The sequence below is a fragment of the Paenibacillus sp. GM1FR genome (assembly GCF_002803315.1).
Lineage (GTDB): Bacteria > Bacillota > Bacilli > Paenibacillales > Paenibacillaceae > Paenibacillus > Paenibacillus amylolyticus.
The window spans coordinates 212,766-225,714 of sequence record NZ_MKZL01000022.1; the positions used below are offsets into that span (position 1 = coordinate 212,766).

Annotated in this window: 12 protein-coding genes; 8 read left to right on the forward strand and 4 right to left on the reverse strand. The window is 45.3% G+C overall.

The genetic code is table 11. The annotated features are described in order from the left end of the window. Positions 1–558 precede the first annotated feature (558 nt). Both PAEAM_RS16610 and PAEAM_RS16615 read left to right on the forward strand, forming a co-directional pair. Entirely contained in the window at positions 559–1,317 is a 759-nt protein-coding gene (locus tag PAEAM_RS16610; protein WP_133120454.1) for a hypothetical protein, read from the forward strand. Positions 1,318–2,040: 723 nt separating this feature from the next. Next, entirely contained in the window at positions 2,041–2,781 is a 741-nt protein-coding gene (locus tag PAEAM_RS16615) for an HAD family hydrolase (RefSeq protein WP_100528294.1), read from the forward strand. A gap of 71 nt (positions 2,782–2,852) precedes the next feature. Here the strand turns inward: PAEAM_RS16615 and PAEAM_RS16620 are convergent, their stop codons facing one another. Beyond that, positions 2,853–3,092 carry a hypothetical protein gene (locus tag PAEAM_RS16620; protein ID WP_207765577.1) on the reverse strand — a complete coding sequence of 80 codons (240 nt, stop codon included), beginning with the start codon at positions 3,090–3,092 and terminating at the stop codon, positions 2,853–2,855. A gap of 406 nt (positions 3,093–3,498) precedes the next feature. Here PAEAM_RS16620 and PAEAM_RS16625 point away from each other — a divergent pair, with 406 nt between their 5' ends. Then, positions 3,499–3,978, forward strand: a complete 480-nt coding sequence (locus PAEAM_RS16625) for a Dps family protein (RefSeq protein ID WP_100528295.1) — start codon at positions 3,499–3,501, stop codon at positions 3,976–3,978. A gap of 127 nt (positions 3,979–4,105) precedes the next feature. Further along, positions 4,106–5,317, forward strand: coding sequence for a nitric oxide synthase oxygenase (locus PAEAM_RS16630; RefSeq protein WP_100528296.1), 1,212 nt, complete (start codon positions 4,106–4,108; stop codon positions 5,315–5,317). Between the two features lie 49 nt (positions 5,318–5,366). Here the strand turns inward: PAEAM_RS16630 and PAEAM_RS16635 are convergent, their stop codons facing one another. Beyond that, positions 5,367–6,728, reverse strand: a complete 1,362-nt coding sequence (locus PAEAM_RS16635) for an MFS transporter (RefSeq protein ID WP_100528297.1) — start codon at positions 6,726–6,728, stop codon at positions 5,367–5,369. 255 nt (positions 6,729–6,983) lie between these two features. Here PAEAM_RS16635 and PAEAM_RS16640 point away from each other — a divergent pair, with 255 nt between their 5' ends. The 4 genes from PAEAM_RS16640 to PAEAM_RS16655 are packed head-to-tail and all read left to right on the forward strand — an operon-like array spanning position 6,984 to position 10,770. Continuing rightward, complete coding sequence (locus tag PAEAM_RS16640; RefSeq protein WP_036612848.1) at positions 6,984–8,093, forward strand: ABC transporter ATP-binding protein; 1,110 nt, start codon at positions 6,984–6,986, stop codon at positions 8,091–8,093. After that, on the forward strand, positions 8,083–8,916 hold the full coding sequence (locus PAEAM_RS16645) for an ABC transporter permease (protein WP_017691799.1): 834 nt from the start codon (positions 8,083–8,085) through the stop codon (positions 8,914–8,916). Before PAEAM_RS16640 ends, PAEAM_RS16645 begins: the two co-directional genes overlap by 11 nt. Continuing rightward, the gene (locus tag PAEAM_RS16650) at positions 8,891–9,700 is read left to right on the forward strand and encodes an ABC transporter permease (RefSeq protein ID WP_036612847.1); all 810 of its coding nucleotides are present in this window, start codon (positions 8,891–8,893) and stop codon (positions 9,698–9,700) included. The genes PAEAM_RS16645 and PAEAM_RS16650 overlap by 26 nt, the downstream gene beginning before the upstream one ends. Continuing rightward, complete coding sequence (locus PAEAM_RS16655; protein WP_100528298.1) at positions 9,697–10,770, forward strand: ABC transporter substrate-binding protein; 1,074 nt, start codon at positions 9,697–9,699, stop codon at positions 10,768–10,770. The genes PAEAM_RS16650 and PAEAM_RS16655 overlap by 4 nt, the downstream gene beginning before the upstream one ends. Before the next feature lie 375 nt (positions 10,771–11,145). On the opposite strand, the gene PAEAM_RS16660 is transcribed toward PAEAM_RS16655, so the two are convergent. Further along, the gene (locus PAEAM_RS16660) at positions 11,146–11,646 is read right to left on the reverse strand and encodes a hypothetical protein (protein ID WP_100528299.1); all 501 of its coding nucleotides are present in this window, start codon (positions 11,644–11,646) and stop codon (positions 11,146–11,148) included. 404 nt (positions 11,647–12,050) lie between these two features. Beyond that, the gene (locus PAEAM_RS16665; protein WP_165789950.1) at positions 12,051–12,899 is read right to left on the reverse strand and encodes an Abi family protein; all 849 of its coding nucleotides are present in this window, start codon (positions 12,897–12,899) and stop codon (positions 12,051–12,053) included. Positions 12,900–12,949 lie beyond the last annotated feature (50 nt).

The window sequence follows — 12,949 nt, forward strand, 5'->3', positions numbered from 1 at the left end:
ATTAGATTGTAGAGTAACATTTAAGCCTTTGACGGATATAACTAGAAGGTTTCAATATAATAAAAAGGCATGCGTACAGTACTCCTATCAGGGTACAGCACGTATGCCTTTTCGAATTCATTGCGTGATTGCTCATCTCTTCTGTTGAAAAGTAGGTAGTCTGTCAAAGGAAGATTTAATGAGTTGGATTCATTGCTTTCAATTCTTCCATTGAAAATCCCGTCAATCCGGAAATCGAATCCAAATCCATATCTTTGGCAATCGTTTTAGAAGCTACATTAGATTTGACAGTTTACGGCGATATGGTCAGCTCAGTCGTGTAAAAGGTGTTCCGGTTTTATGCCGGATTCTTGCCGCTTTGTTGCCCTTCTTTCTTAAATACGGTTACTAAATGTAGATTGTGAACATATAATGGATATATGAATATAGAATTGTAAATTCAATGTAAAATTTTATGAAAAGCATTGTTTAATTAGGATAATTATGGAACAATTGTATTTGATCGTTTCGATCAGAAAAATTGCGGAGGTGGTAGTATTGTCAAGGACAAGGAAGTTCTTGTCAGTAGCATTGAGTCTGGTTCTCTTACTTACGATTGTTGGTTTTCAGCAAGCGAGGGCAGCAGAAGCTACAGTTGATGAACAAGAGACAAATGTGGTGGTTCCTGATGAACTTCTTATTAAAACATCAGAAGGAGTCAAGGGAATTGAAATTAAAACTCCTGACGGAAAAGTAGAAGTCAAAAGGGCTATCGTTACAGAGTATGTTCCTGTTAACTCGACTGCTTATTTGCTAGCTACTGGCCAAGATCCAATTGAAAACAAACTAATCAAAGTGGTGGATGTTACTTACCTTGATGAAGCAAAGAATGACGATTGGAAACATGAAGTAGCACCTTCAGCAATCGGTGACTTATATGCTAAAAATCCCAGCGCTGAATATGCAACAGTTAACCCTAACTATGTAGTTGCTTCTGTAGAAGAGACCGGAAGTTCTGGCGGTACATTAACACTTTCTCAATCGGTGACGGTTGGTAACTCCTTTAATGCTAGCATAGGTATCAGCGCATCAGTTGTGTCTGCAACTGTTGGTTATAACGTATCTCAAAGCTGGACATCAACAGCGTCCTTCAGTGAGAGCATCGCGAAAGACAATCACAAGACAGTGATTAATGCTTACAATCGTTACATGACAAGACACTTTGAAGTTTGGAAGAAGGGACTTTTCTCTGATAGTTTGCAAACTCATAGTGCTTCAGATCGTCATGTTGGTTTCAGATTTGATGTACTCCGAATTCCTGGATATCCAAGTATGTAATGAAATAGTGACTAAATTAAAGGAAAAGACGGGTTTGTACTGTATTATCGGTACTCACCCGTTTTCTGTTCCTTGACCCGCATTTGGTAGTTTCATTAGAATGGTCTTGTTCTTTCTTTATAGTTACATAGTACGTATGCATTTAAAGCACAGAAAGCAGCGTTGTGCTACGGATGATACGGGTGCAATTTTTTAAAAGCGTCACACGAATCGCCAAAAGCGTCATTTTATACACCATAATATTTAAGGTTGCCATTGCCAGTGGGTGAAAGACCTGCAGGCTGGAAATATAAAGATGCAGGCTGTTCAGGACTCTTTTTCGATTTCAACAATAACAATTAGATGTTTTTTAATGAGGATGTTTACGAAAGCTACAAAAAAGATGATTGTACCTATATATACAAGGTCTTTATAAGACCGCATGAGAATTGAAGATTTTGTTTATATTGTTAATCCATGATTGTTTTATTAGCATGTAACGTTTTAATACTATTTGTGAAACTCAATTAGCAATGAGGATTGTGGTGCTAACGCCAACAATTGTTATTAGTAAAGATATTATAATCTTTATAAAAAATCGATAGATTTAGGTATGAATTTTGGTTTATGCCGAGCCCTGATTTTCCTGTTAGGACCATGAAATTAACAACTCTCTAGTTTATTTAAATATAACTAGAATATACTCGTATTATTTGATGAGGTAAAAGGAGGTGATACCAATTCATGTTATCCAATAAACATGATGCTAAAACGATATTTTTCGATGTGGATGATACGTTATATGATCACTTGCAGCCACTTCGTGGCGCGTTGCAGGACGTTCTCGGCCTGCCCGATGAGTTCCCTTATGCTGAGGCCTATCATCGTTTTCGTTACTATAGTGACTGGCTGTCTGCACAAGAAGATCTGTCCGCTGTACCAGAAGCGGATGCAGTAGAGCGAATGCGCCGTCGGAGGTTTGAGTTGACAATGGAAGAGTTCGGACTCCCCCTACAATGGGGACAGGCTGAAGAACTACAAGCACAGTATCTGAGCAGACAGTTTGAGATTGTACCTTTTGAAGGAGCGTATGAGCTGATCAGAAGGCTTCAGGCAGAAGGCCATACCGTTGGTCTAATCACCAATGGAGAAGGAGAGCATCAGCGCCGCAAGCTTGAAGCACTGGATGTGCTCAGTTTCGTGGACGAGAATCTGATCTTCATCTCCGGTACGACTGGTTATGCGAAGCCGGATCGCAGGTTGTTCGAATATGTGAGTAAGCAGTCCGGGACGGATGCTCGTTCCAGCTATTACATCGGAGACTCGTGGCGTAATGATGTGGTAGGTGCAGTGGATGCAGGCTGGACAGTCATCTGGTTCAACCATCGGGAGGCGCTGCCGGAGTCCGATCATCAACCTCATTTTGTAGCATCAAGCTATGAAGAGATCAGTCGTATTCTGACTTTTGAGTGTGTTCAAGCTTAAGGAGATTTATGTTTAAAGGAGCAGTCTTGTTACCGTCTTAGGTGCAGGTCTGCTTTTTTATATTATACCTTCTATAAAGGCATCATTAATGAGGTGTCTAACTCTTCGCTTTCAATTACAATTGCCATGAGTCCAGCTTCTGTTTTGGTTTCGTGCCATTCATGTATATCCCAGAGAACCGCTTCGCCACAACGAACATTGATGTATTCATTTGCTTCCCCTCTAACCCAACCCTCTCCACTTACTATTGAAAGGAGTTGAGGAACTACAGCTTGATGATAACCTATGACCCCACCCTCAGCTAAATGCATACATCCGATATGAGCTGCTTTGTTGGTCCGCGTTATATATCCTCATGTTTACCTCCGCAATAGTGACTAAGTTAACTTCCTATAATGGAAACTATCTTTATGATGGGTATCATCCTAGTTCACTAATTTATGGATAATCCGATCAGATGAGTCTATCATAACTCCAATAGGTTGGGGAGAGTTTGCTTAAAATCATCTTTTTTAATTAGCCTGTGCCCATGTTTCTATGAAGCTGTGCTTCATGAAATCTTCATTTGAAAGAGTAGTTCAGAGCCTTCCCAAACAGGATATGCGGTGTTATAATTAAAACAAGATTTAGATTAAGTCTAAATTAAAAAGAAGCGAATCAAAGCAATCCATTATAAAATTCAAATTCTATTTTTATATTCGAGAGGGGATAAATTCCATGAGCACAATCCAAACTAGAAACAACACTTTTGCTAACAACGCCACAGCACTTCAAGATGTCCTGAACCGTCAGATCGCAGGCTGGTCCGTACTGTACACGAAACTTCATAACGTCCACTGGTATGTCCAAGGACCACATTTCTTCACATTGCATGCCAAATTCGAAGAACTGTATAACTTGGCTACGGCAAATATGGACGAAGTTGCAGAACGTTTGCTTGCTATTGGTGGACGTCCGGTGGCTACGATGGGTGAACAGCTACGTCTGTCTCCAATTGAAGAGGCACAAGGCCAGTTGTCTGCTGAACGTATGGTAGAATCGGTGGTTGCTGATCTACGCACGATGGTGGAAGTGATTCGTCAAGGCATTCACGAAGCAGGAGAAGTAGACGATAACGCAACGGAAGATATGCTGATTGGATTCACGTCTGCACTGGATAAAGAGGTTTGGATGTTAAACGCATATCTGGGCAAATAAGCAAAGTCACCCTACATCCTGACAACGATATGTAGAGTCCGTGAACAAAGTGTCCGTTCGCTTACAAATCCGGTGCGCTTGCCGTATAATGATGGCATTCAAGATGTACAGAATGGTGGAATGAACGATGCGGTCAGACCTGGAACAATTGCAGGAAGAAGCTGAACGGTTTATATATACATGTTATGAAGAGCTGGGTCATTCGCGTGAAGACGCACAGGCCCGGCTTGTTGCCGTTATGGGCGAGATCGAAGTAACGGGTACTTATGTGCACACCACAGAGGAATTGGAGCAGGGTTGTAAAATGGCATGGCGGAACAGCAACCGCTGCATCGGACGGCTATTCTGGGATAAATTGCGGATCGTGGACGCCCGTCACGCTGATACGGCAGGAACGGCAGCGGAAGCTGTGCTGAATCATATCCATGTGGCATCCAACGCTGGCAAAGTAATCCCGATGATCACCATCCTTCCAGCGGATGGGCCGAATGGAACTCCGGTACGCCTCTGGAATCATCAGCTTATTCGTTATGCGGGATATGAGACAGAGCAAGGTATTATCGGAGATCCTGCTTCGGTGGAGCTGACCAAGGCGGCGATGTCACTTGGCTGGCAAGGGGCAGGTAGCCCCTATGATGTGTTACCGCTCATTATTCAGGCACAAGGACAAGCCCCAGAGTGGTATGTTGTGCCAGAAGAAGAGATTGTGGAAGTTCTTATTGAACATCCGGAGCAAGCGGAAATTGCCGAGCTGGGCATGCGCTGGTACGGTGTGCCGATGATTGCTGATATGCGACTGGAGATTGGCGGTATATCTTATCCGGCAGCGCCGTTTAATGGTTGGTATATGGGTACCGAGATCGGCGCCCGTAATCTGGCGGATACGTTCCGGTATAACAAGCTGCCTGCGGTGGCGGAAGCATTTGGATTGAATACGTCGAGTGAAACGACGCTGTGGAAGGATCGTGCGTTAGTTGAGCTGAATGTGGCTGTGCTGCATTCGTTCAAAAAAGCAGGTGTGAGCATTGTGGATCACCACACGGCGGCAACGCAGTTCGATTTATTTGAACAGCGGGAAGAGAAGGCTGGGCGTGAACTGACCGGAGATTGGGTGTGGCTGATTCCGCCATTATCCCCGGCGACAACACATATTTTCCACAGCTCCTATCGTAATGAGATCGTGAAGCCGAACTTTTTCCGTCAAGATCAGGCGTATACGCTGAAAGATGGCGTGGTATCTACCGCAGAGTTGCGAAGCAGTGAGCAGCAGAATGCACAGGTAGAGAATCACCAGCCACAGGCCGGGGATACACCAATGAAATGCCCGTTTGCACATTAAATTGTGCAGACGGGTTATTTTTTGTGATCCTTTTGTATCAAACGAAGAACTACCCCTCTTTCAATCGATATCGACTGCGCATCACAGCCTGAACTACAATGGCAACAGCAATCAGCACCAGATTAAACACAAACACGGAGTACAGCGAGCCAACTTCCATAAGTAGCGCTGCAACCAGTGGAGACACGATGGAGCCGATCTCGGCAGCAGAGACAATTTTGCCTATGACAGAACTTCGACTCTCGTCCGGGGTATGATCACCAATATGAGCAAAGAACGAATCCATGTAACATGCACCGCCAACCCCGCCAATCAGCATGCCAACGTAGACCCATAGATGAGAGGACGTGCTTAGAAATACAACAACTTCGATTCCAATCAGGAACATGCCAAGCATGCAGAGCAGCAGACGATCGCCCATCCGGTCAGAGAGATAACCAACAAAGGGAGCAGCGGCAAGCGTAGAAATCCCGGAGACGGTGAAGGCGAGACTGGTGGCAAACGGGTCCCAATGCATGATGTGAGCTGCATACAGTGCAAAATAGGTGAGAAATACGGCATAGGCGCTCATCTCCAGAAAATGTACCGTACCGTAGCCAACAAGCTGTTGCCGCCTGGTGAACCCTGTGTATGGGCCAGTTGTTGTTGATTCGGGAGCTTGGTTGGATTGGGAGGTTAAGGAGGTATCCGCAGCTTGCGTATGCAGTGCATCAGATGTTGTTGAAGGTAAAGGAGGGGTGTCATCCGTGTGGAGCACCGGGTGTGCTGAGTTGACCAGAGGTTCCTGCTTAACAACACCCGAAGGACCTTCTAATAGATGATCACTTAACGTATCACCGGATTTAAGATTAGCTCTAGCTTGTGCCGTTGTCTTCATCCCCATCGCAGCGACCACGGCCATCAGACAACATACGGTAACGAGTAAAAAAGGCACCGACAATGGCCAGTGCAGCGCGAGCCAGCCACTTATGACCGGACCGAGCACCATGCCGCTGCCCTCACTACTGCTGATATATCCATTGTACAGGCCGCGGTTGTCTACATTACCCTCATCTCCGATGATGGAACGTACGACCACGGTAAGGCCCGTGGAAGCGAGCCCCTCTAGAAGTCGGAGCAGGCCGAATAACACCGCAGCAGTAGACAGCGCGAAGCCGCCCATACAGACAGCGAGCAGGATCAGCATCAGGATGAGAGCCTTTTTACCACCTAGTTTCTTATAAATTGCCGCTGCTGGAACGCCACCAATTACTTTCCCCACATAAAAGAGTGCAAAAATAACCCCCATCATCCAGCCGGACAGGCCGAATTCTTCAATAAACAAAGGAAATAGGGGCAGGATCATGAATCCGCCCATCTGACTTAAGAAACAAATGGTCATCAGCAAAGGCAGGTTACGACGAATATCCAAGAGCCAAGACTCCTCTCACACATAAAATGGAATCCTAAAATCCTTCATTTACTCCATATGGGTACGTATTATCGACATTACCCGTAATGTATGCAGAATTTTTGAAAATAAGAAGAAATGACACGCGGCGTTTACATCAAAACCATTGCGGATATACCTGAATCATATATAATAGATGGGTTATCTATAAGGATGCATGAACGAAAAGTGTACAGACTTAAGAGGTACCTCAAGTATAAGGGGGCGATGTGAAGCATGTCAGAACAACAACCGATTATCCGCTTCGAAGCGGTGACTCAGCAATACGACCAGGATGAAGCCGTATTGAAGGCGGTCAGCTTTGAGATTGAGCGGGGTAAATTTTATACGCTTCTTGGCCCATCGGGCTGCGGGAAAACAACGATATTGCGGCTGATTGCCGGTTTTGCGGAGCCGACACAGGGCAGTATTTATTTTAACGGTGCGCTCATCAACCGAGTGCCTGCCCACCAGCGGCAGGTGAATACCGTATTTCAGGATTATGCATTATTTCCACATTTGAATGTATTTGAGAACGTAGCCTTTGGTTTGCGGATCAAAAAGATGAAAACGGCTGAAATTCGCAGCAAAGTGTTGGAAGCCCTCAAATTCGTCAATCTATCCGGGTATGAAAACCGGGAAATTGGCGAAATGTCCGGCGGACAACGACAACGTGTCGCGATTGCACGCGCGATTGTGAACGAACCTGAAATTCTGCTACTGGACGAGCCGCTTTCGGCACTTGATCTGAAATTACGGACCGAAATGCAGTACGAGCTACGGGAGCTGCAACAGCGACTGGGCATCACGTTTATCTTTGTTACGCATGATCAGGAAGAAGCCTTGGCGATGTCCGACGAGATTTTTGTCCTGAATGGCGGCGTGATTCAACAGAGCGGTACACCGAATGATATCTATGATGAGCCGATTAACCGCTTTGTAGCAGACTTTATCGGTGAATCGAACATTGTATCGGGCAAAATGAAGCAGGACTTTGTGGTGGAATTCGCTGGCGCACAGCACGAGTGTGTCGATCAGGGTCTCCAGCGGGACGAGCCGGTAGAGATTGTCATTCGCCCAGAGGATCTGGAGATTACAACCGAAGACCAAGGCAAACTCAAGGTCAATGTGGATTCCCAGTTATTCCGCGGGGTGCATTACGAGATATCCACGTACGATGATGCGGGCAATGAGTGGCTTGTTCATTCAACCAAGAAAGCCGTTGTAGGCGCACGGATTGGACTGTATTTTGATCCGGAAGCGGTACACGTCATGCGCTTTAACGAGACCGAAGAAGAGTTCGACAAACGACTCGAAGCCTACCAAGAGGCCGCTCATGCAGACTAAGGCCAGCACACGCAATGCGTATCTGATTCCATATGTATTATGGATGGTGTTGTTTGTTGTGGCGCCGGTTCTGCTGGTCATCTATTATTCGTTCTTCGATGTGGAGGGTAACTTCACGTTTGGCAACTACGCCAGATTCTTCACACCGGTGTACTTGCAGATGACGCTCAGTTCGTTCTGGTATGCATTTCTGATTACGGCGTTCTCACTGCTGATCTCGTATCCAACGGCGTATATGCTGACCCGGACGAAGCACAAGCAGCTATGGTTGCTACTGATCATTCTGCCAAGCTGGATCAATCTTTTGCTAAAAGCGTACGCCTTCATCGGCCTGTTCGGAACGTACGGTCTGACCAACTCCCTGCTTGAAGTGGTGGGTATTGGTACACAGCAGATTTTGTTCACCGATTTCAGCTTTATTTTTGTCTCGGTGTACATCTTCATTCCATTCATGATCCTGCCGATCTTCAATGCGCTGGAAGAGATGAATCCATCGTTGATCTATGCGGCGCGTGATCTGGGAGCCTCATCGTGGCTGACATTCCGCCGAGTTATCTTTCCACTGACGATTAGTGGAGTGAAATCAGGCTGTCAGGCTGTATTTATTCCTGCGCTGTCTCTGTTCATGATTACCCGCCTCATTGCGGGGAACCGTGTAATTACGCTGGGAACAGCGATCGAACAGCATTTTCTCGTCACCCAGGACTGGGGGATGGGTTCAACGATTGCCGTCTTTTTGATTATTGCGATGGCGATTATTATGTTCCTGACTGGATCAGGCAAGAAGGAGGTGCGTAATGGGAAGAAACGGAAAGCTGTCTAACGTCTATCTAGCCGTTGTATTCGCCATATTGTACGCACCGATTGCGTATCTGATCTTCTATTCCTTCAATAGTGGCGGCCACATGCGCAGCTTCGAAGGATTCACGCTTGAATGGTACAAAGAGGTGTTCGCTGATACTCGGCTGCTCATCATTGTGCTGAATACATTTATCATTGCGCTCCTGTCATCAGCGATCTCGACAATCCTTGGTGTAGCAGGAGCACTGGCGATCTACCATGTGCGTCGCAAACGGACCAAGAACACGCTACTGTCACTCAATAACGTGCTCATCGTTAGTCCGGATGTCATCATTGGTGCATCGTTCCTGATTCTGTTCACCATGATTGGTATCAAACTGGGCTTCACTTCGGTTCTGCTGTCTCATATTGCATTCAGCGTACCAATTGTCGTGATCATGGTACTGCCGAAGCTGCAGGAGATGAGTCCAACTCTGATGGACGCGGCACGCGATCTGGGTGCTGGTTCATGGCAGATTCTGACGCGTGTGGTGTTGCCATACGTGAAACCGGGTATTTTTGCCGGATTCTTCATGGCATTGACGTACTCGCTCGATGATTTTGCAGTAACATTCTTCGTCACGGGTAATGGATACTCCACACTCTCTGTAGAGATATACTCCAGAGCAAGGCAGGGCGTTTCGTTGTCCATCAACGCTTTGTCCACCCTATTGTTCCTGCTCACGGTGTTGCTGGTGGTTGGATATTACTTCATTAACCGCCGTGCAACACGGATACCACCCGGAGGAAAGGGGCTACGTCCATGAAGCAACTGGTACGGACATTTGCGATTGTTTTTGTGGCCGCCTTTGCCCTGATGATCCTGGCTTCGTATCTGAATAAGAGTCAGGGGTATTCTGGCGGCAACACACTGACCATCTATAACTGGGGCGATTATATCGACCCTGATCTGCTCAAGGAGTTTGAGGACGAGACAGGCATTAAGGTTATCTATCAGACGTTTGATTCCAATGAAGCGATGCTGACCAAGATTGAGCAAGGGGGTACCACGTTTGATGTGGCAATTCCTTCTGAATATGCGATTAGCAAAATGAAAGAGGAAGACCTACTCGTTCCACTCGATCATAGCAAATTGACCCACCTGGATAACATTGATCCGCGGTTCATGGACTTGTCCTTTGATGAAGGCAACAAGTACTCCATCCCTTATTTCTGGGGAACGGTGGGGGTTGTGTTCAATCCCGAACTGGTGGATGGATTGACGTTTGATAGCTGGAACGACCTGTGGGACCCGCGTTTGAAAAATCAAATCCTGCTCCTTGACGGTGCACGCGAAGTCATTGGTATGGGATTGAACAGTCTCGGGTATTCTCTGAACGATACCAACGAAGATCATCTGCAAGAAGCGCTGAAGAAGCTGTCTACATTGACACCTAACGTGAGAGCGATTGTCGGTGACGAGATCAAGATGCTGCTTGCGAACGAGGAAGCTGCGGTTGGACTCGTGTGGTCCGGAGATGCGTCCGAGATTATGGATGAGAACGACAAGCTGGATTACATGGTGCCGGAAGAAGGCTCGAACCTCTGGTTCGATAACATGGTTATTCCCAAAACAGCGAGTAATATTGAAGGGGCACACCAGTTTATCAACTTCATGCTGGACCCGGATCATGCCGCTCGCAATGCGGAGTATGTCGGGTATTCCACACCAAACGCCGAGGCACTTAAGCTGCTGCCAGAGGACATTTCGGAGGATGAGCGCTTCTATCCGGACGAGACACTGACAGGCAAGCTGGAGGTCTACGATAATCTGGGCAAAAAAATGCTCTCGCATTATAACGACCTGTTCCTGGAGTTTAAAATGCATAGCAAATAAGAGGTAATAGCATCTGATAACGATTCACCGTGGCTTATTAAGTAGAGTCAATAGCGTGTGAACAGTTCGTTAGATTCTGAAAAAAAACAAAAAGGGTTGCTGCTCGTCATTTCATTTGAATGACAAAGCAACCCTTTTTTTACCTACTTCAGAGCAATAGCGCTTGAAGTGCCATATAAGATGAACATTAAAGGGCACACGTTAACGGAGCGGGCAGAAATAAGCTATAGAAGCGGAGCGTTCGCCTTTATCACCGGATTTTCCCATTGTAAAAGGGGAATAAAAAAATCCGGGGATAACAGCGATCGAAAGATTATTCTGCACGCGGAGTGGCTCAGTGTGACCCCGCATCCTATTCATCTTATATGAATGACACTACATGCGCTTTTTGCGACCCACCATGATCCATGCCCCACCCATAATCAGCACAATCGCCACAAACGGTTGAATAAAGCTCAAGCTGCTCAGCATCGAGCCAATCGACATCACAGCGAAGAACAGCAGCGATATAACCGTCAGAATATTGATGGGAATCAGCAACCATTTGTTCCGACCACCGAACCAATACAATTCGAATAATCCAACGGCTACAGCCAGAATGAAGCCCGGCCACATCGTATCCCAGTTGTTAAACAGCATGGCAATCTGGCATACAATACCGACGGTGAGCAGCAGTCCACCAGGAACCAGCAGTCCAACCCCTCTGCCAATCATGGAGAAGTAGAGCCAGTGGAAGAACAGCCCGAGTGGGATCACGAATAACGTGGGCCAGAAAGTCGCAAAGATCGTACCCGGACCGAGAGAACCTCCCTGGTTCAGAATCAGGTACACGCCCAGTAAAATGAGAACAGGCGCAAGGATCGTACGTTTAGCCATAATATCTCTCCTTCTTAATACAAGATCAATTTTCCGAACGGTTGTATGTAGAGCAATTACTTTGTTATTCACAGCATACCATGAACTGGAAAACTCTATCCTCCGTCTTTGGAGTTAAAATGAACCTAGACCAAAGTCTAGGTTCGAAAGATACTCAGTCGTTTTTTCATACAAACAATCCGTGCCAAACGGTGGTGAACAAGTTACACAGAAAAATGTGATTTAGGCTTGCATGTTGCAAGAGAGAATTATCATTGCTTTCGTAGCAGATGCTCCCAGTTTGTAGGGAATCCCAAAAGGGATATATCAACTATAGTGTAAGCTTCGATTAATGAGGATAGCTCAGTCACCCAACTATCCCAGATTGTTCTATCCTTTATCAGGTACTTCGCATTGTAGATAGCTCAAAAAAGAAAGGCTTTGTCTAAGCCTAATAATTCATCATTTCGTGTGTATCTTATGGTAACAGGGATTCTGTAATTAAAAAGTCTGCTGTAGTGAGCACATCTATTCCTAAAAACAGTTAAGACGTGGAACCAGTTCTCAAGTTCCCTATAACTTATGTTTGGAGAAGGGTAGTATTCTCGATCAATAGATTTTTTGTCAGACGTTTTTAAATTTTTATAGAGTGAGGACATCATAGAAATTGTACTGACTTCAAAGGCCGCCCAGATAGGATATCTATCTTGGTAATTCTCTCTATGATGAGCAATAAGCACTTCTTTGTGCTGTTTTTGAATGCATTTTTGCAAATCCTCCATAAAACGTTGGTGAAATTGAATTTTAGAAAAATTAGCGGCATTCGTATATCCAAGAGCACCGTATTTGTGGGCGAGCTTGTATGAAATTTGTGATCTTAAGGCAATCTCGATGTACTCGACAATCTTCATAAAGTGATTTCTAAGGGCTGCATCAAACAAATAATGCTTATACACTTTTTTGAAAGTCGTTCCTTCAATGTAGTTGTCCGAGGTATCCTGTTTAAAAGTTAAGGCATATGCAGTAAACCTGTAATAGTGAATGCGTTTCAGGATTGTAATTGCTTCTACATCATTTTCAATTGTCATTTTTCGGTTTTTAAACTTTTCGAGCTGTTCTTCATATGTAGTAGGCGCTTTCATTTCACGTAGCTGAACATCATCTGGCAAGGAACCCCATAACGCAAAAATGTCTCGCCCTGTTCCACATGCATAAGCAGAGGTGCGGGCGAGATCTGTTATTAATAATATACGATTCGTTGACTGTTTAGTCAACAGTTAAACTTAAATTGAGCAACTACTGAATGGTAAAGCTGAGTCATACA